Origin of the sequence: Shewanella sp. POL2 (assembly GCF_000282755.1) — a bacterium.
In the GTDB taxonomy this organism is placed as follows: domain Bacteria; phylum Pseudomonadota; class Gammaproteobacteria; order Enterobacterales; family Shewanellaceae; genus Shewanella; species Shewanella xiamenensis.
This window is the reverse complement of sequence record NZ_AKZL01000036.1, coordinates 20,225-47,029: the sequence shown is the minus strand read 5'-3', so window position 1 is coordinate 47,029 and position 26,805 is coordinate 20,225. Positions and strand designations below refer to the sequence as shown.

The window sequence follows — 26,805 nt, the reverse complement described above, 5'->3', positions numbered from 1 at the left end:
ATACACAATGGCCGATATGGGCGGCGAGATCGTACTTCAGCCGACTGGGGCGATTTTTAAGGACTTTATTGATGTAAATTGTGCTGGGCGGCTCGAAGAAAGAGGTCACTAACTGATGGGTACTCACGCCGCGCTCGTCGATCACTTCCTGGGGTGTACTATCTATCCATTTGATTTTTAAGCCTACGCTCTTGGCAATATCCAGCATCTCCTCGAGGGATAAGGGCATACGTTTTAACCCAACCTCTTCGGCGGCCCGTTCAAGATCGGGGAAATGGTTTTGATGATGTTCCTGATGGGCGCGGATTAATAGATGGGCGAATTGCCGACCCGAGATCCCTGTCTGGGATAGCATTTCAGGAATCGCTATTTGCAAAATATCATTTGAAAACAAAAAGCTGGGTTCGAGCGCCATGCCGCTGATCCCGCCTCGGCGGCCCTTGTCCGGCGTGATGGCGCTCTCCTCGGGTACATCGTCTAAAAACCAGTCAACGTCCTTTTGAAAAACAGTGGCAATCACGGCCAACATTTCGGCACTCGGCACGCGTTTTCCGCGTTCGATCATCGACAAATATGACACAGAGGGCGCACTGCCCGCATCGACGCGAATGCAACGCGCGGATAAATCTTCCATAGTTAAATTGTTACGTTTCCGTAGGTTACGTATTTTTGTCCCGAGGAAATGTGACTTTCTCATCAAGCTCTGGTCATTGCGCATTTTGTAAAATTCACATTGTAAAATTTTTATTGTGAAATTGTAGCCAAAAAAAGACTAGACTACAAATCAAGCAATCGAGGAAGGGTTATCCACCTGACACTGCTTAACCATTAACTCTGTCGGACAAACCAAATTGAAGACAAACGTTGAACCATTAGAAGTGAAATCAAGGCCCTAATTTTTAAATTGGAAAGTGTAGAGGAACTAGCGATGAATATGTCAATTATCAAGAGCAACCAGATCCAATCGAATCTTAACAGCTTCATCGCCGAAGAAGTGCTTGCCGTCGCCCAAGTGAACGTGGCCGAGCATGAAAAACTAGCCCAGGCGAAGCAGTTCCTCGACCGTCATTTCCCGCTGGATGCGGGTTCGCACCAAGATGTGATCAGCTATGTGGTTTATTACCAACACCTGCTGGCATTTTTTGCCGACGGCAGCCACAGCGGATTACGCCAAGCAAAGCAGTTTGTTGCCTTCAACGGCACTAAAGATGCACCGAGCGCCATAGTGTTACAGGACCAAGGCTGCCATGTAGAGTTGTGTTTCGACCGCACTGGCATGATAGGCGCGCGGGATTTAGCGAATTTGGAAGATGTGCAAATTGAAACCCCAATGGCACAAGCGACTGAGCCAAAGGACACTCGCAACGCCACATCGCGCCATTGGTTAAGCCTGTTACATGCGGGAATGCCAAGCGCCAACGATATTCAAGACAAGTTATTTACCGCTAAAGACGGTGGTGACTACAGCCTGCAAAGCATTGTTAATCTTTAATTTAATCCTACAGTTGGAGGAGATGAAACCATAGGTGAATCTCCTCAGCTTTCCTTTATGATCATTCCATCGGCCCAACAATCAGTAAAACTGACTCTCAAAATAAATTAAATTGATTTTATTGAAGATTAATTCCATCGCTATAATACCCGCTTTTATCAGCGTCTCAGTTCTAACCTCGTTGCCATATAAAACCGCGCTCCAGTAGTTAGAACCAAACACTCAGTCGCAAACCTAAGGCGTTATGAATTTTTCATCGATAGTCTCGCAACTTAAACAACCTCATCGCCTTGTGTTTATCTGCGCCGCGCTACTGTGTCTCGCGCCTGTTATCTCATCCCCTATGGCACTTGTGCTCGGTTTTACCTTAGCCAGCCTAGGTTGGGTGCCAAACGACTGGAATATCGCCGCCCTCACCAAAAAATTACTGTCCTATTCGATTATCGGCTTAGGCTTTGGCATTAACTTCAACGCCGCGATTGAGGCCAGCAGCCATAACCTCGGATTAATTGTCGGCTCGATTATTTTTACGCTGATCTTGGGCTTTATGGTGACTCGCGCTTTAAAGTTTGACCCGATCACAGGCCACTTAATCGCCTCAGGCACCGCTATTTGTGGCGGTAGCGCTATTGCCGCCGTATCGCCCGCCATTAATGCCAAACCAGACCAAACCGCTACCGCATTAGCCTGTGTATTTGTACTCAACTCGGTGGCTTTGTTTTTATTCCCCGCCCTCGGGCATTTGCTCAATATGAGCCAATACGATTTTGGCGTGTGGAGTGCCATCGCGATTCACGACACTTCCTCAGTCGTCGGCGCGGCCTCTGCCTATGGTGATGAAGCACTTAAAACCGCCACGACCATTAAACTGGCGCGCGCACTATGGATTATCCCTATCGCCCTTGTCAGTGCGCTGATCTTTGGCGGCGATAAACGTAAGCTTAACCTACCGTATTTTATCGGATTTTACTGTTTAGCCATCGCAATCGCCCATTGGTTACCGCAGTTTCAGCCGCTCTACGACACGCTGTTTATGGTGTCGAAACGTACCTTGGTTCTGTGTCTGTTCTTGATTGGTGCGGGGATTACGGTGCAAAAAATGCGGGCAAGCGGCCCTAAGCCTTTGCTGCTGGGCGTGATCCTGTGGACGGCAATTGGGGTAACGTCTTTAGGTTATATTCTGTATTTTCAATAGATTGGATTTGAGTCTAACGACTCTGATTGACGCGCTAACGCGGGAAGCTTTATTCGGCGTTGGGTTTAATCCGCCAAGCCAACCCCAGTACGCCTAAAAAGGCGGAAAACTCAATCAGCGAGCGGAGTAATCCTGTGGTTTGCGTGGATGCAACGAGGGCAATCAGGGAAAACACGATAATCAGCCAGTTTTTCAATTGCATCTTCCTGCAAACTTAGGGGATGCTCATTATTGTTTAGAACTAAAAAGCCAGCCAATATCGATTTTCAATAACAAATAGCTATAAAAACTAAGCCTGAGAGTTTAGCTTAAGCGGCTTTATGGGCGCTATCGGACTCGTTTGCCGCCAGTTCTTGGTTATGTTCTTGAATAAAATCCTCCATAAACCAAGCACAAAAGGTGTGGCGACCATCTACGTCGGCCTTGCCATAAATGGTCGACGCCTGTTGGCGAACGGTTTTCTCTTTTGTCTGCCTCACTTCGGCAATTTCTTTAAAACTCAGCCCCTTAAGCAATAAAAACGCGACTTGCTGCTCGCTCTTGGTAAAACCCCAAGTATCAAACTGGTTTGATACGGCTTGGCTGTATTCCTGTCTGGCGGAGCGCATTTGGGTCGACATATTGTCGATTTTCTTATCGGCGTACTCGAGGCGTTTTGCTAAGGCTTTAACCTCGCGCGAGCGGCGCATTAAATCGTAACTGAGGTAGATGGCCCCGACAGCGGTGAGCACTAAGAGTATGGCTTCCTGCACTAAATGCCATTGCGGAATGCCTAATTGAATGTCGGAACTAATGTCAAAAAGCTTAAAGCACATGATGAGTGCCAGCAGACCAATAATGACAATATCCTTCATCTAAAACTCCTAAATAAAAGCAAAATCAATCAATTATTTTATGGGGCATATGTACCATAGGCGGGTTTATGATACAGGTCCCCGACGACTTTCACCCGTCAATCCCTACACTGACAGCATTGTTTAATACCACAGAATCATCTCATGTCTGTCAGTTCGTCTTGTATCAAGTTATGTCTGTTGACCAGCTTAGTCGGCAGTAGTTTCCCGTGTCTCGCGGCGGAAGCCGAACTTTCCCAAGCGCTTTCGAGCAGCCAAGCTAGGTTGACTCATATCACTTCATCGAATACCCAATCGGCAAATTTATCCAGCTCGACCTGGCTCACTGGCCTGCCGAGCATTAGCTTAAGTCACCTCGGGAGTTTGGATAATAGTAACAGCTACGAGCAGGAACTCTCAGTCAATTTGCCATTTAAATCGCCCGCGCTACACAACAGCGATAAGCAAATAAAACAACTCGCCGAGCGAATTCATCAACAACAAACAGCGCTGCAAGGCTTGTATCTCTCGGGATTATTAAGGCAGAGCTTGTGGGAATACCGCCAGAGCGAAGTCAAACTGTCGCAGCTTGAGCGTAAACAGCAGTTGCTCGATAAACTCCATCACCAGCAAAAACAACTGACCGATGCGGGGGAATTACCACTGGCCAACACCCTGCTGCTGGAGCGGGAAAGTGTCGATATCGCCTTAAGCCGCGCGGACATTCTGCAACAACAAGCCCAATCTTTAGCCCTGTATCAACAGCTAACGGGCCAAGACCGAATGCCCAGCGCGATTGAGGAAACTGACCGCCCGCTTGGCAGGGGCGCCGAGACCTTAGCCCAACATCCCCTATGGCAATTGCTAAAGCTGCAACAACAGCAACACCTGCTGCTGATCCAAACTCAACACGCGGGTGAGCGCGATCCTTGGACCGTCTCACTCACGGCAAAAAATACCGCCGATGCGGGTGTGGATGATCAGCAGTTAGGCATAGCCGTGTCAGTGCCCTTAACCTTAGGCTCGGCGCTGTCACAGAGCGATTTATCCCAATGGCAACAAGCAAATACCGAACAAAGCCTCAATCTTGACCGCAGCGCACTCGAGCTTAAAAACCAGTGGGATCAATTGGTCCGCCAGCAAACTAACCTCGTCGAGCAACAGCGCTTACTCACCCAAGCACTCGCCCTCAGTCGCACCATTACCGAGGAACTCGCCAAGGTAAAAGATCAAGATCAGGTGAGTTATGAAGTCTGGCTGCGCCGCTATATGGAGGCGCTCGACACCGAGTCCCGCTTGGCGCTCAACCGCGTCAGCTTGCAACAACTGCATTCTCAACAACTCCAAGCCTTAGGAATTTCATTATGATGGCCAAGTACGGCGCATGCCTTCTCTGTTTATCCGCGAGTGTTGTAGGTTCGGCGCAGGCCGAAAGCTTAGCCATTAGCGCCTTAGGCAATCTCGACCTCAGTTACACCCAGCCACAAAGAGTCGCCAGTTATGAGGGCAGCCCACTGCCGGCGCAGGTTGAAATCCTCCCCGGCAATGATTACTGGATCAGCACGCCCGAGAATATCCAGCAGGTGCACTTTCTCGTCGGCCAAGGCCAGCGCGTCAGTAAAGGCCAAGCGATAGTTAAACTCACAGGGCCAGAAGTGTTCCACTACCTCGCCCAAGTCGAGGCTGCGGCGAGCCTGTATCAACTCGCTAAGAGTCGTTATGAGCGCAACAAACCTTTGCTCGCCAATGGCAGCATAAGTGCCGAAAAATGGCGTGAGATCAGTCAGGACTATTTCACGACTCACCTCGAATACGAGCATATGCAGCACTTTATGGAGCGCGTCCACAGCACAGATGCGGCTACCGACTCCTTAGTGGTCGCCGCGCCCGTTGACGGTATCGTTAAACTCAATACCATCAACGGCCCATATATGGCCGGGAATCAGCTGTTTTCACTGGTGCCCAATAACAGCATCCGCGTCAAAGTCAATGTGCCGACGGGCCAGTCCCACTCCCTGTCGGCCATCAATATTAATCAATGCCATATCGCGATTGAGTCACTGTCGGCGATTGCCGAAGGCGCCTTTGTCACGGCTTGGTCATCGGCGGTGCCACAGGAATGTAACCTGTTGTTAGGTCAGCAAATGACTGTGGTTCCCGAGTATCAAAAAGCCGTGTATTTGCTCCCCAAAAATAGTGTGTTTAGTTGGGAGCAAGACAGCCAAGTGTTCACTCTGTCCGATAACCAGCTCAATGCGCTAACGGTCGATATCTTAGGCTCAACCCCGGAGCAATATATTGTCGCCAGCGATCAAGACTTGAGTCAGCTGCAAGTTCTATCCCAGTCGGTTGCCGCGGTGAAAGGCATCATGCTCGGTTTAGGAGGCGAATAAGATGCTCACCTCTGTGATCCGTTTTTCGCTCACTCAGCGACTTTTTGTGCTGATTGTGGCGCTGATCCTCATGTTGGCTGGCGCACGAGCTTGGTTTGCCATTCCCTTGGATGCCTTTCCGGATATTTCCCCAACCCAAGTGAAGATTATCCTCAAGGCTCCCGGCATGACGCCGGAGGAAATCGAGGCCCAGATTACCGTCCCGATTGAAACCGAGCTGCTCGGCATTCCGCAGCAATCGATTCTACGCTCGACCACTAAGTATGCCATTAGCGATATCACCCTCGATTTTGAAGAAGGCACGGATATCTATTGGGCGCGCCAACAGGTGAGCGAGCGCCTCACTGCGGTCTGGGACAGTTTTCCCGAAGGTGTGAGTGGCGGTGTGGCGCCCATGAGCACGCCGCTCAGTGAAATCTTTATGTTTTCACTCGAAAACCCCAATCTTTCCCTGCTGGAGCGACGTCAATTACTCGAGTGGGAAATTCGGCCGCTGCTGCGCACAGTGCCGGGTGTTGCCGATGTGAATATCCTCGGCGGTTATGCCAAGAGTTTTAGTATCAGCCCCAATCCTGCGGCGATGGCGGCTGCGGGCGTGAGCTTTGCCGCGCTGCAACAGGCGATTGTGGAGAATAATCACAACGAAGGTGCTGGTAAGCTCACCATAGGTACTGACACCATCATAGTGCGCTCCGAGGGACGCATCGATGATATCGACGAGCTTAAACAGCTAGTGATCAAAACCGATAATGCCAAAGTCTATCGCTTGCAGGATCTCGCCGATATCCAGATAGGCCACCTTGCACGCTACGGCGCCGTCACTAAGGATGGCAACGAAACCGCCGAAGCTTTAATCATTGCCCTCAAGGACGCCAATACGGCACAAGTGGTTAACAACATTAAGGAAAAACTGGCGCAAATCAGCCTGACTCTCCCTGAAGGCAGCCAGATAAACACCTTTTACGACCGCGCTAACCTGATCAATACCGCTATCGAGACCATTTCCAATGCGCTATTCGAGGCCGTAGTGCTGGTCATCGTATTGCTGGCGCTGTTTTTAGGTAATGTGCGCGCCGCGTTAGTGGTGTCCCTGTCGCTACCGCTAGCCGCACTGTTCACCTTTTTGATGATGGATTACTTCAATCTGTCAGCGAACCTGATGAGTCTTGGAGGCCTCGTTATCGCTATCGGCATGTTGGTGGACTCCTCCGTGGTCGTGGTTGAAAACATGGTGAATTTAATCGCCACTAAACAGCGTTTGCCGCGTTTACACTTGATCTTTCGCGCCACCAAAGACGTCGCCATTCCCGTAGTATCGGGCACGGTTATCGTCATCATAGTGTTCTCGCCACTGCTCACCCTCAGTGGTTTAGAAGGCAAACTCTTTACCCCAGTCGCCATCACCATAGTGTTTGCCATGCTGTCGGCGCTGGTGTTATCGCTGACCGTGATCCCCGTGATTGCCTCATACCTCGTTAACGAAAAGGCCGCGAAAGAACCTAAGGCCATCGAAAAGCTCAAGCATCTTTACCTTGGAAGCCTAAAAGCCTGCTTTGGTTGGCAAAAACCTTTTATGCTCACCGCCTTTAGCTTGCTGATCGTCAGTCTGGGCCTATTTAGTCTGGTGGGGAAAACCTTTATGCCGACCTTAGATGAGGGCGACATCATTCTCCAGTTAGAGAAATCCCCTTCGATTTCCCTCGACGCCTCCATCGCTATCGATAAACAGATCCAGCAAACACTGCTAAGCCAAATCCCCGAAATCAAACAGATGGTGGCACGCACTGGTGCCGATGAGATTGGTTTAGATCCCATGGGATTGAACGAAACCGATGTGTTTTTAGAGCTGGCGCCCCGCAGCGAATGGCGTTTTGCCACTAAAGAGCAGCTTATCGATGCCATCCGCACTGTGCTGCTTAAATATCCCGGCGTGAACTTTAACTTTACGCAACCGATACAGATGCGTGTCTCCGAAATGCTCACAGGCAGTATTGGGGATGTCGCGATTAAAGTATTCGGGAATGATATCGAGACCTTAGGAAAACTCACCGGCGAAATAGAACAACTGGTCACTGCAACTCAGGGCAGTGTCGACGTTAAGATGGCGATGATTGAAGGCAGCCCCTTTATTAATCTCACCTTAGATAACGAGCTCGCCCGTGGGTTTGGGATGAGCACTATGGAATTTGCCCGTTACCTCAAGAGCCAACTCGAAGGTGTGGTCGTCACCGAGGTGCTGCAAGGGAAGAAGCGCACGCCTGTGCTTATCGCCAATAATCAGGCGCAGATCAGCAATATCAACGAACTGCAAAATCAGCTATTGGTAATGCCAGATCATTCCCTGAAACGCCTAAGTGACGTGGCAGTATTGAGTTATAAACAGGGCCCTATCCTGATCGAGCGGGAACAGGGAAATCGCTTTTCGGTAATCACCACCAACGTTCAAGGGCGGGATATTGTGGGCTTTGTGGAAGAGCTTAACAGCAAAATCGCCAAGGAAATCAAACTACCAAGCGGCTATAGCGTCAGCTTCGGTGGCGAGTTTGAAAACCAGCAGCGCGCCACCAGCAATTTGTTGCTGGTGATCCCAATAGCTATCGCACTGATCACTTTGATTTTATTCACCACCTTTGGCTCGCTAGCAAAATCGGGATTAATCCTCGCTAACGTCCCGTTCGCTATGATGGGCGGTATCGTCAGCTTGTATCTCTCGGGGGAGTACCTCTCGGTGCCCGCTTCAGTAGGTTTTATCGCCCTGCTAGGTGTCGCCGTGCTTAACGGCGTAGTGATGGTCAGTTATTACGAACAAACCAAATACTTATTTGGCAGCCTCAGGGAGAGAGTCGAACAGGGTGCCGCGCGGCGACTCAGACCCATTCTGATGACGGCCACCACCGCCATGTTTGGTTTGATCCCCTTAGTGTTCGCCTCGGGCCCTGGTGCTGAAATCCAAAAACCTTTGGCCATTGTGGTGATCGGTGGATTGCTCACATCGACCATTACGACCCTGTATTTACTGCCCATGTTGTATTTTTGGCTGGAGAAACGCCGATGAGCACGGAACAACTGCTAGTCCTGATCGCCCAAAACGATATTAAGGACGATATAGTCGACACTCTGATTGAGTTGGAGTTTTTATCCGGCTTTAGCTTGGGCAATATTTGCGGATTTAGCCGAGAGCACAGCCATTTCAATATCAAGGAACAGGTGGAAGGTTATCGGGAGTTTTGTAAGTTTGAGATTATGCACCCTGCAAGCCAGCAAAGCGCCCTGCTTGAAGCACTAGCAAAGGTCTGTAAACACAACCCATGCCGTTATTGGATTATGCCCATCTATCAAAACGGCACGCTTTCCTAACGATAAAGGGCATACAGAACCTGCTGTATGCCCTTTGATTGACTACAGAATCGGGGTTGGACGACGCACTAAGTAACCACTGGCGATGGAGAGGATGCAGTAGGCGGTAAAGAAGTAAAATCCGCTCTCAAACTGCGCCTTGGTCTTTAGCATTTCACCCATACCGCCCGAGGCATTGCCCGCCAAAAAGGTAATAATCAGGGCCACCACAAACACATCGGCCATCGACCATTTCGCCAGCGCAGACACTAGATGATGAATACGCCACTGCAGCGCAATCGAACTCACGCTTTGTTGTACCAACATTAAGCTGAGTTTTACCGCAGGGATAATGATACTAAACAGCATCACCAGTCCTGCAACTAAGCCATTGCCAGTATTATATAATTCGGTGACTGTGCTCCAAATACTGCGGGTTTGCTGCAATACTTGGACCTCACCTTTAAGGTTATTTAGCCCCAGCAGACCACTAACCATATTCAACATGCCGCGGGCACTGTCGCGCCCCGAGTCTTCATCGAAACTTTGGGCAACCTGCTCAATCCCCTGTTCGGCTAATTTGGCCTTATTTATGCTGCCGTTAAGGCTCAAAATGGGCTGAGTTACGCCGGGAATTAACAACGCCAAAGACAGCAGAATAACGAGAATGGGAAGGAGAGATTGACGAACACTGTTCATAACTGAGCCCAAAGCAAACTTTCACCCAGTGTAAGGCTTTTGGCGCAGCGGGGGCAATGAATGGCACTTAAGATCTTGGTAGATATCAAGTGCAACTTGGGCAATCAATAAAAGGGTGATGGATCTATATCTAAGGAGCTTGGCGATACGCCTCGCTCAATGTGAAGGTCTGATTTAAGAAGGTCTACCATGGCGACTTCAGTGTAACGCTTTGCTTTTAGAGAATAAAAACACTTCACAATTGGATGTAATGCATCTCTATCCTTGGAGGTCCAAACAATACCAACTCGACCATCGGACAATTCGACTAAAGAGCCTACAGGATATACACCGATACAACGAATAAACTCATAAACCAGCTCTTGATCTAAGTGAAATGGCGTCAAGCTCAGTAAGATCTTAAAGGCGGCCGCAGGACTCATGGCCTCTTTGTAGCAACGCGTCGCGGTTAAGGCATCAAATATATCGACAATACAACTCATCCGACCGTGGCGAGGTATCTCATCTCCCTTTAATCCCCTTGGATAGCCCCGCCCATCTAATTTTTCATGGTGCATTAGGCAGATATCTTTACTTATTTGAGACAACCCTTTGGTTTCGTTCATTATTTCAAGTGCATATACTTGATGCAACTTCATATGCTCGAATTCTTCAGGCGTGAGCTTGCCCGGTTTATGCAGGACTTTATTGTCGACCTTAATCTTGCCGATATCATGCAAAATGCCGCCCACCGCCATTTCTCTTAACATAGCGCGGTCGAGTTTAAGGTATTTACCGAAAGTAACGAGCAGGAAGGCGACATTCACTGAGTGCTCTAACAGATAAGCATCTTTAGTGCGCAGTGCTGACATACACTTTAGGGCGTCTTCATCCAACAACACTGACTCAATCATGCTGTCAGCAAGTGCTTCAAAAGGAGCGACTTCAATCGCTTTACCCTCGAATGTTTCTGAGAGTACTTTGCGAATGAGATCCTTCGCTTCGGTCAAAATGACCTTCGCCTGCGCTTGTTGCTTCTCACGGGTCAGTAGGGATTTTTTAACTTCTGATAGGCTATCGTTGCTGGCTTTACGTTTAAAACCACAATGTTCAGCCGAACGCTCCGTATCGACCCAAACATATTTGATGCCACTCTTTGATAATTTTAGAATCGAGTCCTTGTGCTTGATTTGTCCAGCATTTGCAATTGCCAACCGGCCCTGATCATTTCTGTCAATTGCTGTGACAAACATTCCCAACGTCAATTTCGACACTGGCAATTTGATTAGGTCAACCGATTCTGCCGACTCACTCATACTAGCAACCCCAAGGCATAGAGAATATTACTGCTATCGACTACGTAACATACCGCACTATTGGGCGCACGATGCCGTTGTTTACTTCCTGGAAGTATAGGACAGTATAACGCGCATTCTATGCTGAGGAAGATAAAAGCACCATATGCTTTGATGATTAGCATCAAAGAACAAGACAAAAACCTAGTAGAATCCTATGCCATTACTCAAGAGCGAGCTAATCGTCTAATAATATAGCACTTTTTAATATTACACATTCGAAGCTTGCCACCATCCAACGGCGATATTGGCAGTTATAGCAGGAATGAAGATCATCATCTATCTGCTCATCTTCATCATCTGGAGCAAAATGAGTGCACAACCGCGCCGCCCGCCTTGCTTCTGAATATTGCTGTAAACCCGCCCGAAAAATCCAACGTTCAGTCTCATATTCAAACAGCTTGAGTAACTTTTGATCCATTCCCACCTCAATAGTCCTGCAAGGCTTGCTTGCCAGCATTACGCCACAGCTCACCGTCCTTCGCGACTAATAAAACAAATTGATGTTCAAGATAGACAGCTTTTACTTTGCCTTTGAGTTGGACTTTTTCGTCTGCGGCCAAGCGGTATTTATCGGTACTCATCACCGCATCCAAGCCGGTTTGTTCAAGGATATCCGCCACAGGTAGCTCAAGGGAAACCTCTTCAAGTTGACCGAGTTTGATTTGGCCCTTCACTCGCCCATCATTGCCCATTAACCGCAATCCAAGCCCAGCCAAAGCACCAATCACACCTTGACCAGTACCACCGTGTTCAGTCAGATGAATCTGTAACTGCTCAGCAAGCTGATAGGCGGCCGCTTTGGTAATGACTTCACACTTGGCTCTGAGCCCAAAGTCTATCAGCGCGTTCACATCATAGTCGGAATCGACATCCAAAATTGCAATCCCAGGATCTGCCTTAGGTGCAGATTCAGCCACCAGATGCGCGACCGCCAGACGATAGATCTCGGCCTGTGATAACGGCGACTGCAACGCAAAACACATGGCGCTATTGTGAGAGGTGTAAGGAATATCAGGATGCACAAATAATTGGTGCCGCGTCACAAAGGAAGCCTTGCCACCCGAGTTTTGCGCGAGCAAATGTGCAATTTCCTCAGCTATCTCGCCTGTGCCTTTAGTGCCAATGTCGTCGGTATCATCGATACAAATAAGCCAATTTTTCATCGGTATTCCTAGCAGTTAAAACTTGTCACGGTGGAGGAGGTCATGGGCCTTAAGCCTATGCAGCACGGGAGGCACCAGCAGGGCACCTAAGGTGGCAAAAAATCCACCCTTAAGCACGCTCGCACCCCATTGGATCAGCACAACATCGAGCGCCATGCCCGCCAGCGCATTGGTCAGAGCCACTTTGACCGCCCAGGCCATACAGCCAACAATGCCTAAAATCACGCAGCGCCAGTGCAGGCTTAAGGTGAGAGGTAGCAACAAGGCCACCAGATCCATCGCAATAGCAGGTAAGATAAACTTCAATAAAATCATTGGGCCGCCCTTACCAACACCGAGCGCCATCGCGACTAGCCCTGCAACACCACCACAGGCAATCATGCTACCAAAACGCCCAAGTACGCCGTAGCAAATCAAATAGAAGAAACTCATCAAAAACATGCTATGGCCAGAAATCCCGAGCTTAAGCCTTAACATACTCGTCAATGCCACCAGCAAAGTGGCGCAAAAACCAATAAACAGCGAGTCCTGCAAACTCAGAGGAAGTTTTTTCTTCATTTTTTGTCTCTCGGTGAGTGCCAATGGGTGACACGCGTACGCTTGCCAAAGTGACGACTCTGGGCCGCAACCGCCATCTGGCGAGATAATTTAAGTAATTGGATTAATACAGGAAACAGCACGCAATACACTAGCTCAGGCCAATTTTTAGGATTTCGCAGCGCCTTAGGGGTAATACGCGCGCCTCGCAGACATTGGATCTGATAAATCTCGCGCACTTCATCCGCCATATAGGGCAGCAAACTCAAAGATGCGGCCACCACAAAGGCCCATTTGCTCGGCAAAAATGCACTTAATACTTCACCAATGCGCTCGGGCGCAGCCGTGATACACAACCACCAGCCGGGGATAGTCGCTAAAATAATGCGTCCCACCACCACGGCGCCTTGGGCGAGGTGATCAACGCCATAGAGCAATAAATAAAGACTTAAAGTAATCGTCAGTTGAATCACACCGAGTTTAACCACGCCCATAATACTGCCCCGGCGCGCTAAGCCATGGAGCACTAGCAAGCCATTCACGGCCGCCAGCGGCAGCAATAAATCGGCGGGCAATACAAAAGCGCAGGCGGAAAGTACGCAGACGAAAAACAGCGACAGCGCGCATAGCGTAGTTTCTTGCTTCTCGCGACTCCAACGCCGGCGGGCACGTAGTCGCCATCGACGACAACTAACCCACATAGCGCTCCTCCATCATCAGAGTGTCTTCCGTCAACAACCCATTGTGTAAACTGAGTTGCCGAGACACGGCACTATGCACGACTACTCTGTGACTACTCATTAGAATGGCGCAACCTTGTGCACTGAGGCGCTTGAGCAGATACCATACTTTGCGATAGTACTCTTTATCCATGCCCGCGAGTGGGTCATCGAGTAGCAGCACCTTAGGCTGCAAGCAGGCTAATGATGCCAAGGCAATAAGATGCTGTTGACCGTAGGACAACTTATGAGGCGACTGTTCGGCCAGCGCACTCAATTCGAGATCGAGCAGCATTTGCTCGGCACGCTCTTTAGGCAGTTCGAAACGATTCAAACTAAACTGCATCTCGGCCAGCACGCTGGTTTCAAACAGTTGTCGACTCGGCCTTTGCAGCAATAACCCTAACTCGGCGCCATACACACCGAGTTTAGGCTTACGGCCCAACACCTTGAGCGGCAAGCGCAACTTTAGGTGCAGCATGCCCGCGATGGATTTTAATAGGCTAGTTTTACCCGCACCATTATCCCCCACTAAGGTCACTATCTCGCCGGCGTGCAATTCAAACCCTTGTGGACAGCTAAACAAGGGCTGACAACCATCGAAGCAGAAATCAAACGCCTCGGCGCTCACCTGTACTTTGCCTAAGTGATGTGTACTTCCCCAAGCTCTCACTGGCGCTTCCTGCACGGTGGCATCGCTGACGGTATATATCCCCTCGGATAAACGGCCTGCCTCTAATTGCCAATAGTGCTGGATAATCTCGGTAAAGGCCGCCGCATTATGTTCCACTAACACCAATGCCATGCCTTCGGTAATTAGATTACGTAATACCGCTAACAACTCACTCACGCCATGGTCATCGAGCTGCGCCCATGGCTCATCGAGCAAGAGTAAATGCGGCTCACACACCAACTGTGCGGCAATCATCAAACGGTATTTTTGACCGAGGGAAAGGGTGCTGACTGGGGTGTCGAGCCGTAAAAACAGCCCGACGCGTCGCAGCGCTAACTGCACTTTAGGTAACATATTCTCGGCGGGGATGCCGAGATTCTCTAAGGCGAAGGCGACTTCGGCGCCCACTGTTTGCCTTAGTAGCTGGGTTTGCGGATCCTGCATCACTAAGCCAGTAACCAACTCGGGGTGACGCCAAATATCGCCCTCATGCGGGCGATTCTGTACGCCCGCCAGTAGATTTAATAGACTCGATTTACCCGAGCCCGTGGGCCCACTCACACAATGGCATTGGCCTGCGTCAATCGAGAGATTAAGCTCCTGTAAAACCGGGGCTAGCTGGCTGCCATAGTTAAAGCTGACACCGTCGAGCTCGAGTAATTTCATCTTAAATCTGCCAGTTCACACCCACGAAGAACTGACGGCCAGCCTGAGGCAGGGCTTCACTCTGGTAGTAGTTCTCATCCAATAGGTTAGTGGCACGCAGATACACGTCTAACTTATCGGTGATCAGCGGCTGCACTAAGTTGATATCCACTAAGGTGTAGTTATCCAGCGACTGCTGTTGATACTGGTTCTGACCGTTCACTTTCACCTGAGTCGCATAAACCTGATCGAGGATACGTTCCACATTGAGGTGGACTTGTGTCTCGAATGGGAATTCGTAGCTCATTTGCCAGCGCAGCTGGTGACGAGGACGGTATTGCAGTGCATCTAAGGTATCGTCGCCTTCCATTTCTTTCGAGTCTAGGAAGCTGTAAGAGAAGCTCAGATCTAAATGTTCAATCACATGGTTATTAATTTGAAAATCAATCCCTTTGAACTCATAGCGCCCCATATTTTGGTAGAAACCCGCAGTATCTTTGGCGATGTAGTTCTTCGCATCCGTGTAATAACCGTAGAGCGAGAAGTCGGTACTGGCGGGTAAGTTTTGCTCTAAACCCAACTCAACATGCTTAGACTCTTCTGCTTCTAAATCACGGTTACCCGATGATTGCGAGTACAAGTTCACCATGGAAGGGAAACGGACTTTACGTGCCACACTTAGGCTTAAACGTGAATCGGGTACCACTTGCCAGTAGCTAGATGCCATTGCCGAGTAATTATCATCCGTGCCATCAGAGGCATCGAGTGAATGGAAAGCTCCACCTAAGGTAACGCCATAGTTGTGCTCAGATTGATACTGATATTCGGCCGCAGCGGTATATAACCATGCGGAATCGTTTAGATTTTCAGCACCGCCGGAACCTGTTCCGCCACCACTACCAGTGCCACTGCCAGAACCTGTTCCGCCACCGCTACCAGTGCCACCACCAGAGCCTGTTCCACCACCGCTGCCAGTACCACCGCCAGAACCTGTTCCGCCACCGCTGCCAGTGCCACCGCCAGAACCTGTTCCGCCACCGCTACCAGAGCCGCTGCCGGAACCTGAACCAGTGCCCGAGTTATTCCCCGTACCACTACCAGTATTGCTGGAGTATGTGTCCACTACAGACTTCCAGCTCTGCTCTTCAGCAATCACAGAGGTGGTTAACAGCCCGGCCTTATGAAAATCAGTGATCAGCTGTAAATTGACCCCTTGAACCACGGAGCGACCGTCTTGAGTTTGCGTTAATGCCAAATAAGTTTCATCGGCATAAGCGGCTTCTAAGGTATCGCTTTGATTGTGATAGCCAAAACCTCGCAGGGTAAAAGTATCGTCGAACTGATGGGCTAAGCCGAGCTGGAAGGTATGTGAATCGTAATCGTCGGTGCGCTCATACTTAAGTTTGCCACTGCCAGTTCCATCACGGGCAGGTTTGCCCCATTCGCCATTACGCAGTGCCGCGTTGGCAATCAGTTGGGTCTTATCCGATAACCAGTAACTACCTTGGGCATAAACGTTGGTGACTTCTTTATCTGAGTTGGCACGCAGTTCACCGTCTTGATATTTGGTCGGCTCGAAATCGTTCGACATCGGGAAACCATCGGTCTGTTGACGGCTAACACTCACTAATCCCTGCCAATCATCACCCGAACCTGCGGCGCTGATGTCGCCATTAAAGGTATTGTCTTTACCCGCTTCTACACGTCCAGACAAGGCGGGCGCAGTGCTGCCTTGCTTAGTAATAATATTGATCACCCCGCCGGCACCGCTTGGGCCGTACAGCACTGAAGTCGGGCCGACCGACACTTCAACCGAGGCAATTTGGCTGGTTGGGATCACGCTTGGGTCGAACTGCCCATCGTCGGCACTGCTCATGGGCACGCCGTTTACCAACAGAGTGACATGGCGGGTCTTAAAACCACGGATATCGACCCTAGGGGTGCCATCACCACCCACACGGATATAAACCCCGGGCACATTCTTCAGCACTTGGTCTAATGTCTGCGCACCCAAAGCACGGATTTCGGCCTCATTGATGCTCCAATGAGTGGTCGCCAATTGCTCCGCATCGGCGCCGTCGCCATGGACTACAATCACTTCATTCACATTTAGCAGGGGATCGCGGGCGATTTCATCGGCGTGAGCAGTTAAACTGAGCCCAATCGCTAACGCTAAGGACGACACTCTAAAAATCGTTTGTCTGGTAATCATATTATTGTTGTCATAGAGGAAATTTAAGATGTGCTCCCTATTGTGGTCTTAGATAATTCCGTCTCAACCAAAAAAAATTAAAAACCAACCCAGATCGACTAATTACGGCAAATGGAACACGCCTTTAGTCACAAAGAGACAAAATGTCCAACACTGCCAACGGTATCGACAAAAAGACCCATCTTGGTCACATTTTTTTGCGTCTTAAAATGAGACTATGGTAAAAGTCACACACTCATGGCTTGCTTCTTGACACTGACGGCCTCGGCCTTTAATTTGAGCGAAAGATTCTTATTTACACGCTCTAATCAACTTGGTGTAAATGACTTTAAAAAGAATGCATTAACCTAGTTCATATTCACCGCTGAGAACCGGAACTTCAGCCACTACCTTCATTCCGTTATCTTTGGAGTTTTACTTGCCTGCTCATGCCCTGTCTGAAGACCTTAAGTCTCTCATCGACAAACTCATTCAAATGAAACAGGTTCCAGCGTCGGAGCCGATAGTGCAGCTATCTTTAACGACTGTCTCTATTCCTTTGATTTCATGGTTGGCATCACAAACTCAGTATCCACGCATCTACTGGCATGGGCGTGACAAAATTGAAGAAGTTGCAGCCATAGGTGCTTGTAAAGACATAAAATTTGAAACTGGCGTCCAGGATAACGAGCTGGCCAGTGTTTACGAACGGCAACGTGTTTTATCTAGCAATCCAGACATTCGATACTATGGCGGTGTAGCCTTTGACCGCAGCATTGAATCTTGGCCTGAGTTTGGTAATAGCCGATTTGTACTACCCAGAATCGAGTTTAGACGCAGTGCGGATCAGTTTAGTTTGCGGGTAAATCTTAATTTTGCCGATAACAATCCTATCGATGAGATCGACCTTGCGATTGCCGCTATTGAAGCGGTTATGCCAGCACGCCCCTTGGCGCCACCCAATAAACTCACCCTAGTGAGCCGCCAAGATATTCCGGACTTTCCTCGTTGGAAAACCTTAGTCGAACAAGTCGTTGAGCCTGAATTTAATCAAGATACGCCCAAGGTCGTTCTCTCACGTTTGACAGAGCTTAAGGTTAACGAGCAAGTTGATCCTTGGATGGTATTAGCCTGCTGGCAAGGCCGTAACCCCAACAGCTTTCAATTTGGATTCCAATTTAGCCCTGAGCGTACTTATATCTCCTGCTCCCCAGAGCGCTTATTTCGTCGTCGTCGGCAACAATTGTTTACCGAGGCATTAGCGGGCACGACAGTTCGCGGATTAAATAAAGAAGAAGATGTGGCGCTAGCCAATGCGCTGCTGGAAGACAATAAAAATAGTGTTGAAAATCAGCTTGTTCGCCGTCACATAGTCAATATGCTCACGCCTTTGAGTCAGTATGTCGGTGCAGAAGAAGCGGCCACAATCTTTAAGTTAAATCATATTCAGCATCTGCACCGCGCTATTCGTGCCGAGTTAAAGCCCGGCGTGAACGATTTTCAGCTGTTACAAGCACTGCATCCTACACCCGCGGTGGGAGGCCTCCCTAGAGAATCTGCAATGAAGTTCATTCGCCAGCGGGAAGGCTATATGCGAGGCTGGTACGCTGGCGCTTGCGGATATTTTAATCAAGATGAGAGTGAGTTTTCAGTCGCCATCCGCAGTGCATTGATTGAGCCAGGTAAAATTAATCTGTTTGCCGGTGCGGGCATTATTGCAGGTTCAGATCCCGAGGCTGAGTGGCAAGAGCTAGAGAATAAACTTGCAACGATAATGTCGATTCTGATTGAGCTATAAACATTTAACACTGATGCCGAAACATTAAAACCCCTTTGCTTTGGTCTCAGTGTAAAGCCTATCCTGCTCACCGGAGTCAATGATTTTTTTATGTTCAATATCAAAATGTTGCTTTAGCATTTGTCCTTTTTCGGTATTGGCAAAGGCAAAAAAAGTTTCTGCATTTAACACTCCTTGGATAATCACAAACGTTTGTGGCGCCCTCAGTTCAGGAATGAGCGCCTCCATATTCTTTTTGTAATCCAGTACTGCATCGATTCGTCCCGCATTTACACTATTGAGCATACTCAGCATGTCGCTACTTTCTTCGTAAAACATCGGTATGGAAGTCAGCATATTGTAACGATAGGCCAGCATGGCTTGGACTCGCTTATGGGATAAACTCTCCATCCCTGCCCAAGTTGCTGCAATTTGAGGCGTTACTGCGGCATCAATTGAATCAAGCTCAACGGCATTTTCACTCAGTAGGCTATTTTTCACATCGCCTTTGTACACGCTGAGAACCATATCGACCCGTCCACTTTCAATCAAATATAAGGTACGAGCAAAAGGCATAAACTGCACATCGACCTGCCATTCCGGTGATGGAAAGACACGCCTGAGGAGATCAAAGTAGTAACCCGTCTCATCAGGATTAGCAAAACCTTCCCAAGAGGCTGTGACAAGATGCACCACGACCGGCTTATTGGGAGTCGCGAAAGCACAGAAACTCAATAAGCTAACACACAAGGCGGCAAGAAATAATCTCATCGGTTTCTCCTAACATTTCTTAGAAAGTGTAGGACAATTTCGATCCCTATGCCTTAGGTTTGCGCAGTATTCGCGGCTAAATTGCTTGAAATATAAACCGTAAGCTTGCATCTTCAAACATGGTCACTATAATGGCGGCCCGATTTCAGCACGCTGGAACGGGATAAAATAACAGCAGACGATTTAGCGGGTTCCCTCACCCCGCCCTACACAACTAAAAAGGCCACATATGTTAATGTTAACCCCTGCGCAGCTTCGCCGCGCACTCCTGCTATTAGTGGGATTTCACATACTGATTATTTGCCTAAGCAACTACTTGGTACAACTGCCGTTTCAATTGTTTGGTTATCACACCACTTGGGGCGCGTTTAGTTTTCCTTTTGTTTACCTTGCAACCGATCTAACGGTGCGCATTTTTGGACAAACACCCGCTCGAAGCATCATCCTCAAGGCCATGGTGCCCGCACTGATGATTTCCTATGTTATGGGAGTCGTATTCCATCAGGGTAGCTTCCAAGGGATGGACTCCTTAAGCCAATGGAACACCTTTGTGTTTCGTATTGCGTTTGCCAGCTTTGCGGCTTATTTGATTGGTCAGCTGATGGATATCACTGTATTCGCCCGTCTGCGCCAGAGCCGTTCATGGTGGGTCGCGCCTGCGGCATCAACGATTGTTGGTAATTTAGTCGATACCTTAGTGTTCTTCAGCATCGCTTTTTATGCTTCAACAGACAGCTTTATGGCCGCCAACTGGCCTGAAATTGCCACTGTCGATTACAGCTTTAAATTGCTTGTTAGCCTAGGGCTATTCTTACCCGCCTACGGTGTGCTACTGAAAGTGTTACAAGACAAGATATTGCAAACCAGCCCACAAAAATCATTTTCCTGATTAACTCAACTGGCCAGACCTGTTATAATTTGAACAGTTTTTATTCGGCCCCAATGCGCTTGATACGCTATTGGGGCTGATTTTTGTGAGAGAAAATTATGTATTCAATTGAAATCAAAGCAATCACAACTCTGACTCCCGAGTTAGCCATACAACTCATCGAACTAAGTAAGCAAATTCCTGAGCTCGACCGTCCATTGACGCCAGACACCTTAACGGCACGGCTTTCAGGCAAGACTTGCTTGATTCTCCTAGCCTATGTGGAAGGCGAACTGGCGGGGTTCAAGCTGGGATATGAACAGGAAAAAGGGATTTTTTACAGTTGGTTAGGTGGCGTTGCGACAGACTTTAGACGTTTAGGATTAGCACAAAGCCTACTTGAATACCAAGAGAAATGGGCCAGCCTCCAAGGCTATAACCATATTCAGGTTAAAACCATGAATCGTTTCCCTGCAATGCTCAATCTGTTGATTAGAAACCAATATTTAATTACCGAGCTAAATGCCGATCCTCAGAGTTTGATCAACCATAAATTACATTTAAGCAAGTCTATTGTGGCTGCATAAATATACCATAGATAAAAATATGCATTTTTTTGCAATAAATAGCTTGCAAACACAATTGAGAATGATTATCGTTAACTTGCGTTCCAAAACTCATCTTTAACACCGATGACTGGTAATCTGACGTTGTTAAAGTGCTCCTGAGTTTGCAAGCACGACATTGCTCACACACTCTTTTGTGGCCGGATTCATCATCCGGCTTTTTTTTGCTTGTTATTCAGTGAATCAATCTGATAGCGTTTTATGCAGAGTCGCTTCTAAGATGACATTTCGGTGCTTTGGCCAGAAAAATGTAAGCCATCGTAAAGGTTGTTTTGTTGATCTTCCTTAGCCTCGTGATACAAGCCAATGGTGAAGATTGAGCCTTTACCTAATACAGAGCTCACCTCTATGGTGCCACCGATGCGCTTAATAATACCGTAGCTGAGCGACAGCCCAAGACCAGTGCCATCTTTACGCGTGGTATAGAAAGGATCAAAAATCCGCCCCAATTGCTCAGGCTCAATCCCAGACCCTTCGTCTTCAACCTCGATTTTGACGCCAATCGGCATATCTTGCTGCACCCAATCATAAGTGCGAACCCAAATGCGTCCCTTACCATCCATCGCATGGGCTGCGTTCACCACAAGGTTAATCAGTACTTGCAGTAACTGCGGGCGATTGACCTGAACAGGGCAACTGGCGTTCAGTTCCGTTATCAGCACAACTTCTTGCTTTTGAATTGAATGCCGCACTAATACCAGCATTTCCTCAATGATCGGCGTGATAGGATGCATCTCTAAGGGAGCGTTAAACTCTCCCGGGCGACTATATTGCAGTAGGCTACGGATAATAGTGCTTATACGACCAACCTGCTGAATAACTAGATCAATTTCTTCTTTTACGACGTCGGCATTATCACCCAGCTCATAGCGCAGTAACTCCATATTGCCGAGGATAACAGCGGTCGGATTATTGATTTCGTGTGCAATACCAGCGGTTAACTCTCCTAGAGCGGTCAACTTTTCATTAGTCACTAACTGCTGGCGTGTCTCATTGAGTAAAGCGACGTTACGCTGTAGCTCTAAGGTCTTATCTTGCAGGCTACGAGTACGCTCTTCGACCTTCATTTCGAGCTGTTCGGCAGCGGCCTGAATTTGCGCGTTGCGCCGCTGCAATAGGTCGAGCATACGGTCGAACTGCTCGGCAAGATTCGACAACTCGTTATCCCTATCTAACCCCAAGGCACCAATACGCACATTGCGTCCAGACTGCACCGCTTGCACCACATGGTGAATCCGCTCAATCGGCTGCAATAAACTGTAGGCACCGCGGTAAACCAGCAATCCAGAAATAAGCAGCACTAACATCAGAATGGTACCTAACTCAATGATATTAAGCAGGTAGTTATGAATAAAAGGTGACTCCGAAAAACCGGTGTAAATCATCCCAATTCGTTGTCCACGGACATCTTCTAACGGCGCATAGGCAGAAATAAACCAATCATTGTACACAAACGCCCTATCGACCCATAACTCTCCGTGATTTAACACTTTTTCTCGCACTTCCTCCGAGACCAAACTCCCCAGTGCACGCCCTTGGGATTCATTCGGCTGTGGAAAAAAATGCAAAGGAACGTTAGTCGATACCCGAATATTATCGAGAAAAATCGTCACAGTACCAATTGAACGTTCGGGCAAGGTACCCTTGTCGTAGACAAGATCGCGGATATGATCAACGATGCGGGTGTCGCGGTTAAATAACACCCCGCCGTCGAGATACCATGCCACTTTGCCTTCAGTATCGGGGATCGGCAACAAGCTACGGCTGAGCAAACCACGGTCCTCAACTTGCTTATTGGGACTTTGTGCCCGCAAGGTCGCTAACAGTGGAATACTCGCTCTTTGCGCTAAATCAGGGTCAATCCGCGCCAAACGTTCACGAGATAACACCATCAGTCCCGAATAAGGCAACATTCCACCCATTTTCGGTAAAATCTGTCGTAAATCAGGATCCGCCGCCGCTTCAGCCACACTGACCAGCCGCAAAAAGTCTAAATCGAGTTGCTGCTTTTGCTCATCAAGAAAACTATCTATGCTCGTCCTATGATCTAATGCACCACTGAGGATCGGCCTAAAATCATTCTGGAATGTCCATGAGGTCATCACTCTTTCTAGCTGTTTTTCTTGGCGAACTTGCACCTGTTGCAGGGTGTTTTCAGCCACAGCCAAATCGGCTTTGACCTTCATAAACAGTTGCTTGCCTGTGTAGCTGATATTCCAGTAAATCGTGATAAACACTAAACTCACCAAAGTGAGCAAAATCGGCAGCAATGTGAGGATCAAAATGCGATAACGCACTTTAGCCTGCATTTGCTGCCAACTAACTCCAAAAAAGTGAGTAAAAAAAGACACTTAAAACTCCTGCTCGTCGCTAACGTCAAACCACTCTTTATATTTGCGATCTAAGGTCTTGCGGGAAACCCCTAAGTCCCGAGCAGCCGCAGATTTATTACCAGAATGCAGATCGACCACACTCGTCACATGGTGTTTTTCCACATCTTTTAATGGCCAATCTAAAGGATAACCCTGCAAAGCCGAAGACTCGGTTTTAACCTGCTGCTTCCAGTACTCCGCTGGCGGTTTGCCGAGCAGAATACAGCGCTCAATCATATTACGCAGTTCGCGGATATTACCCGGCCATTCATGTTGTTGCAGCTTTACCATGTCTTCATGACTCCACACCACTTCACGCACGCCTAATTCAGCAGCCAATTGGCGGGTAAAATGGTGGGTCAATTCGACCACATCTTCCGGACGCTCACGCAGCGGAGGAATAAAAATATCCAGCACATTCAGTCGATAATAAAGATCGCGACGGAAGTTCCCCGCTTCGACTTCATCCATCAGAGTACGGTTAGTTGCCGCAATCACCCGGACATCAATATTGACTTCCTTCTCACTGCCCACGGGGCGAATCGCCTTCTGCTCCAGCACCCTTAACAACGCTGTTTGCATTTTGAGCGGCATCTCGCCAATTTCATCGAGGAAAATCGTACCGCCGGAGGCAAAACTAAATAGGCCTTCACGGTTACCTTTAGCACCAGTAAACGCCCCTGCCGTATGACCAAAGAGTTCACTCTCAAGTAGTTCTGGGGCTATCGAGCCACAGTTAACTGGCACGAAGGGCCCTTGGCGACCGCTGAGTAAATGTAATTGGCGCGCAACTAACTCTTTACCCGTGCCCGATTCGCCTTGAATTAATACCACGGCATTGGTCGGTGCCACGCGCTCTATCACTTGCTTCACCGACTTCATGGCGTCGCTACTCCCTATGATGGTAGAGGAATAGCCGATAGAGACTTCGCGACGCAACATCAAGTTTTCACGGCGCAGCAATCGGCGTTCAATACAACGGTCAACCGCCGACATCATCTGCTCGAGATGGAATGGCTTCATAATGAAATCTGAGGCACCTGCTCGCAGCGCTTTAATCGCCACCTCTAAATCCGCATAGCCGGTCATAAAGATTACATCGGAACGTCGACCTTGCTCATCTAAGGCTTCGTGCCACTCGATACCCGAACGACCGGGTAAGCGGATATCGACAATCAGCAAGTCGAAATGGCAGCGGCTACGTAACTGCTCAGCATCTTCAATACTGCCCGCCGTTTCGACTAAGGCGAATTTCTTCGAGAGCGCCTTATTCAAAAAGCTACGCATCCCCGGCTCGTCATCGACGATCAGGACTGAAACAGCGGAAGGAAGGGGCTTGAGGTTATTATCTATCTGGCTCATAGTGCTCACGTCTGGACATTTTGACTCAATTGCGACCAATTCTAGCATTGAAACTAGACGAATAGGTCACTATGAACCATCAGAAGCATGCGCTGGGACAATTTGTCTGTAAACTATTTGCTGAGCCTGGGATCGAGCTCACAATTTAGATCATGCTGTGAAGGTAAATGCACCATTATTGGTTTGGCATCCTATTTGCTTTCCATCGAACGCATTACAATTTACGGAATCTCCCACTCAGTAGGCAATTGAGTCGGACCCCTATTTTTCGCCAAGGAGTATCCATGCTAAACGTGAAATCCCACATGAAATCTTTACTAGGCTTAGTTGTTGCAGCCAGTATGCTCACAGTGTTACCCGCTCAATCGGCTGAAGTGATTAAATTAGCCACCACGACCAGTACTGAAAACTCTGGTCTGTTACAAGAATTACTGCCTAAGTTTGAAAGTGCAACAGGCTATAAAGTACAAGTTATCGCCACTGGTACAGGTAAAGCACTGAAACTAGGTGAGCAAGGCGATGTAGATTTAGTGATGACCCACGCACCAAGCGCTGAAGCAAAATTTGTTGCCGATGGTTTTGGTGTTGAGCCACGTGGCATTATGGAAAACGATTTCGTCGTATTAGGCCCTAAAAACGACCCTGCCAAACTGCGTGAAAGCAAAACCGCTGAAGAAGCCTTCGCTAAAATCGCCAAATCTGGCTTACCTTTCTTATCTCGTGGTGACAACTCTGGCACTCACATCAAAGAGCTAGAAGTATGGAAAGCCGCAGGCGTGACTCCTGACTTCAAAGGTTACACTTCAGTCGGTCAAGGCATGGGTAAAACCCTGCTGATGGCAAACGAATTACAAGGTTACACTCTATCTGACCGTGGTACTTTCGTAGCGTACAAAACGAAGTTGGACTTAGGTGTGGATTTTGATGGTGGAAAAACCCTAGCGAACCCATACCAAGTGATTCTGATCAACCCAGCGAAATACCCAGATCTGAACCACAAAGGCGCAAAAGCCTTCAGTGACTGGCTGATCAGCAAAGAAGGTCAAAGCATGATCAACAACTTCAAAGTTGAAGGCGAGCAACTGTTCAAGGCAACCTATAGCGAATGAACGAAGGCTGGCTAGCACTGTTACAGCAGGCGTTAAGCCTGCTGTTTTCATTGGACCCCGACGTTTGGTCCATCATTTCTGTCTCGTTTTCGGTTTCGTTCGCGGCACTTCTCATTACCTTAGTCCCGTCGATGGTGCTCGGTTTTGTGTTGGCGTTTGCCTATTTCCCTGGAAAGTGGTTTGTCACCAACTTAGTGCAGACACTGCAATCGATTCCCACCGTAGTGATCGGCCTTCTGGTGTACCTCATCTTGACCCGCAACGGCCCGCTTGGGGATTTAAAGTGGTTGTTTACTCAAGAGGGGATGATCCTCGGCCAAATGCTGATTTGCGCCCCCGTGATGATCGCCATGAGCCAAGCGGCCTTCACTAGTGTCGATCGCCGCGCATGGGAAACCTCACGCACCTTAGGCGCCTCTTGGATAAGCGCCGTCTGGACAGTATGTCGCGAGCTACGTATGCCATTATTACTGGCGATTGTCGCAGCCTTTAGCCGTATTCTCACCGAAGTCGGCTGTTCGATGATGGTGGGCGGAAACATTTTAAACGTAACACGTAATATCCCGACGGCTATCGCACTGGAAACCAGTAAAGGTGATTTCGCCCAAGCTATCGCCCTCGGATTAGTGCTGCTAATCTTGGCCTTGATCCTAAACTTTGCCTTAGGTAGTTTACGCGGCAAAGAAACGCCAAGGAGCCATTAACTT

General features: G+C 48.6%; 25 protein-coding genes. 11 read left to right on the top strand and 14 right to left on the bottom strand.

Annotation, left to right across the window (positions count from 1 at the left end; all coding sequences use genetic code 11):
- A partial coding sequence (locus SHEWPOL2_RS11585) for a helix-turn-helix transcriptional regulator (protein ID WP_037428386.1) occupies window positions 1-718 on the bottom strand: 718 nt, incomplete at its 3' end.
- 210 nt (window positions 719-928) lie between these two features.
- Here SHEWPOL2_RS11585 and SHEWPOL2_RS11580 point away from each other — a divergent pair.
- Complete coding sequence (locus tag SHEWPOL2_RS11580; protein WP_037428380.1) at window positions 929-1,492, top strand: malate synthase; 564 nt, start codon at window positions 929-931, stop codon at window positions 1,490-1,492.
- Window positions 1,493-1,736: 244 nt separating this feature from the next.
- Window positions 1,737-2,687 (top strand): putative sulfate exporter family transporter, encoded by a 951-nt coding sequence (locus tag SHEWPOL2_RS11575; protein ID WP_037428377.1) that lies wholly within the window; start codon window positions 1,737-1,739, stop codon window positions 2,685-2,687.
- A 49-nt stretch (window positions 2,688-2,736) separates the two neighbouring features.
- Here the strand turns inward: SHEWPOL2_RS11575 and SHEWPOL2_RS22720 are convergent, their stop codons facing one another.
- Entirely contained in the window at window positions 2,737-2,883 is a 147-nt protein-coding gene (locus tag SHEWPOL2_RS22720; protein WP_086024028.1) for a hypothetical protein, read from the bottom strand.
- 112 nt (window positions 2,884-2,995) lie between these two features.
- Entirely contained in the window at window positions 2,996-3,541 is a 546-nt protein-coding gene (locus SHEWPOL2_RS11565; RefSeq protein ID WP_037428372.1) for a LuxR C-terminal-related transcriptional regulator, read from the bottom strand.
- Between the two features lie 144 nt (window positions 3,542-3,685).
- On the opposite strand from SHEWPOL2_RS11565, the gene SHEWPOL2_RS11560 reads away from it, so the two are divergent.
- From SHEWPOL2_RS11560 to SHEWPOL2_RS11545, 4 genes are read left to right on the top strand one after another with little or no spacing between them, the layout of a single operon-like run.
- On the top strand, window positions 3,686-4,888 hold the full coding sequence (locus SHEWPOL2_RS11560; RefSeq protein ID WP_037428368.1) for a hypothetical protein: 1,203 nt from the start codon (window positions 3,686-3,688) through the stop codon (window positions 4,886-4,888).
- A complete protein-coding gene (locus SHEWPOL2_RS11555; RefSeq protein ID WP_037428366.1) occupies window positions 4,885-5,913 on the top strand; it encodes a membrane fusion-like protein in 1,029 nt (342 codons plus the stop codon). Before SHEWPOL2_RS11560 ends, SHEWPOL2_RS11555 begins: the two co-directional genes overlap by 4 nt.
- 1 nt (window position 5,914) lies before the next feature.
- A complete protein-coding gene (locus SHEWPOL2_RS11550) occupies window positions 5,915-8,968 on the top strand; it encodes a CusA/CzcA family heavy metal efflux RND transporter (protein WP_037428364.1) in 3,054 nt (1,017 codons plus the stop codon).
- Complete coding sequence (locus tag SHEWPOL2_RS11545; protein ID WP_011627657.1) at window positions 8,965-9,270, top strand: DUF3240 family protein; 306 nt, start codon at window positions 8,965-8,967, stop codon at window positions 9,268-9,270. Before SHEWPOL2_RS11550 ends, SHEWPOL2_RS11545 begins: the two co-directional genes overlap by 4 nt.
- A gap of 42 nt (window positions 9,271-9,312) precedes the next feature.
- On the opposite strand, the gene SHEWPOL2_RS11540 is transcribed toward SHEWPOL2_RS11545, so the two are convergent.
- The 8 genes from SHEWPOL2_RS11540 to SHEWPOL2_RS11505 all read right to left on the bottom strand — a co-directional run bounded on the left by SHEWPOL2_RS11540 (window position 9,313) and on the right by SHEWPOL2_RS11505 (window position 17,234).
- Complete coding sequence (locus SHEWPOL2_RS11540; protein ID WP_037423959.1) at window positions 9,313-9,948, bottom strand: paraquat-inducible protein A; 636 nt, start codon at window positions 9,946-9,948, stop codon at window positions 9,313-9,315.
- A 104-nt stretch (window positions 9,949-10,052) separates the two neighbouring features.
- Window positions 10,053-11,243, bottom strand: a complete 1,191-nt coding sequence (locus tag SHEWPOL2_RS11535; RefSeq protein WP_037428357.1) for an HD-GYP domain-containing protein — start codon at window positions 11,241-11,243, stop codon at window positions 10,053-10,055.
- A 217-nt stretch (window positions 11,244-11,460) separates the two neighbouring features.
- Window positions 11,461-11,703 carry a hypothetical protein gene (locus tag SHEWPOL2_RS11530; protein WP_037428355.1) on the bottom strand — a complete coding sequence of 81 codons (243 nt, stop codon included), beginning with the start codon at window positions 11,701-11,703 and terminating at the stop codon, window positions 11,461-11,463.
- Window positions 11,704-11,710: 7 nt separating this feature from the next.
- Window positions 11,711-12,448, bottom strand: a complete 738-nt coding sequence (locus SHEWPOL2_RS11525; protein WP_037428353.1) for a DNA-binding protein — start codon at window positions 12,446-12,448, stop codon at window positions 11,711-11,713.
- Between the two features lie 15 nt (window positions 12,449-12,463).
- Window positions 12,464-13,006, bottom strand: coding sequence for a hypothetical protein (locus SHEWPOL2_RS11520; RefSeq protein WP_037428350.1), 543 nt, complete (start codon window positions 13,004-13,006; stop codon window positions 12,464-12,466).
- Window positions 13,003-13,686: an energy-coupling factor transporter transmembrane component T gene (locus SHEWPOL2_RS11515; RefSeq protein WP_037423969.1), complete on the bottom strand. Its 684-nt coding sequence runs from the start codon at window positions 13,684-13,686 to the stop codon at window positions 13,003-13,005. The genes SHEWPOL2_RS11520 and SHEWPOL2_RS11515 overlap by 4 nt, the downstream gene beginning before the upstream one ends.
- The gene (locus tag SHEWPOL2_RS11510) at window positions 13,676-15,043 is read right to left on the bottom strand and encodes an ATP-binding cassette domain-containing protein (protein WP_037428348.1); all 1,368 of its coding nucleotides are present in this window, start codon (window positions 15,041-15,043) and stop codon (window positions 13,676-13,678) included. Before SHEWPOL2_RS11510 ends, SHEWPOL2_RS11515 begins: the two co-directional genes overlap by 11 nt.
- A gap of 1 nt (window position 15,044) precedes the next feature.
- On the bottom strand, window positions 15,045-17,234 hold the full coding sequence (locus tag SHEWPOL2_RS11505; RefSeq protein ID WP_037428346.1) for a TonB-dependent receptor plug domain-containing protein: 2,190 nt from the start codon (window positions 17,232-17,234) through the stop codon (window positions 15,045-15,047).
- Between the two features lie 418 nt (window positions 17,235-17,652).
- Between SHEWPOL2_RS11505 and SHEWPOL2_RS11500 the strand changes: the two genes are divergently transcribed.
- Window positions 17,653-19,011 carry an isochorismate synthase gene (locus tag SHEWPOL2_RS11500; RefSeq protein ID WP_037428343.1) on the top strand — a complete coding sequence of 453 codons (1,359 nt, stop codon included), beginning with the start codon at window positions 17,653-17,655 and terminating at the stop codon, window positions 19,009-19,011.
- A 24-nt stretch (window positions 19,012-19,035) separates the two neighbouring features.
- Here SHEWPOL2_RS11500 and SHEWPOL2_RS11495 read toward each other — a convergent pair whose 3' ends face one another.
- Window positions 19,036-19,761, bottom strand: a complete 726-nt coding sequence (locus SHEWPOL2_RS11495; protein WP_037428341.1) for a transporter substrate-binding domain-containing protein — start codon at window positions 19,759-19,761, stop codon at window positions 19,036-19,038.
- Between the two features lie 229 nt (window positions 19,762-19,990).
- Between SHEWPOL2_RS11495 and SHEWPOL2_RS11490 the strand changes: the two genes are divergently transcribed.
- Together SHEWPOL2_RS11490 and SHEWPOL2_RS11485 are read left to right on the top strand one after the other, a co-directional pair.
- Window positions 19,991-20,650: a 7-cyano-7-deazaguanine/7-aminomethyl-7-deazaguanine transporter gene (locus SHEWPOL2_RS11490; protein WP_037423985.1), complete on the top strand. Its 660-nt coding sequence runs from the start codon at window positions 19,991-19,993 to the stop codon at window positions 20,648-20,650.
- 98 nt (window positions 20,651-20,748) lie between these two features.
- Window positions 20,749-21,216 carry a GNAT family N-acetyltransferase gene (locus SHEWPOL2_RS11485; protein ID WP_037423988.1) on the top strand — a complete coding sequence of 156 codons (468 nt, stop codon included), beginning with the start codon at window positions 20,749-20,751 and terminating at the stop codon, window positions 21,214-21,216.
- Between the two features lie 254 nt (window positions 21,217-21,470).
- Here the strand turns inward: SHEWPOL2_RS11485 and SHEWPOL2_RS11480 are convergent, their stop codons facing one another.
- The gene (locus SHEWPOL2_RS11480) at window positions 21,471-23,606 is read right to left on the bottom strand and encodes a cache domain-containing protein (protein WP_037428338.1); all 2,136 of its coding nucleotides are present in this window, start codon (window positions 23,604-23,606) and stop codon (window positions 21,471-21,473) included.
- Window positions 23,607-24,989, bottom strand: a complete 1,383-nt coding sequence (locus SHEWPOL2_RS11475; protein WP_037423995.1) for a sigma-54 dependent transcriptional regulator — start codon at window positions 24,987-24,989, stop codon at window positions 23,607-23,609.
- 284 nt (window positions 24,990-25,273) lie between these two features.
- On the opposite strand from SHEWPOL2_RS11475, the gene SHEWPOL2_RS11470 reads away from it, so the two are divergent.
- Entirely contained in the window at window positions 25,274-26,098 is an 825-nt protein-coding gene (locus SHEWPOL2_RS11470) for a substrate-binding domain-containing protein (RefSeq protein ID WP_037423998.1), read from the top strand.
- Entirely contained in the window at window positions 26,095-26,802 is a 708-nt protein-coding gene (locus tag SHEWPOL2_RS11465; RefSeq protein WP_037428336.1) for an ABC transporter permease, read from the top strand. Before SHEWPOL2_RS11470 ends, SHEWPOL2_RS11465 begins: the two co-directional genes overlap by 4 nt.
- Window positions 26,803-26,805 lie beyond the last annotated feature (3 nt).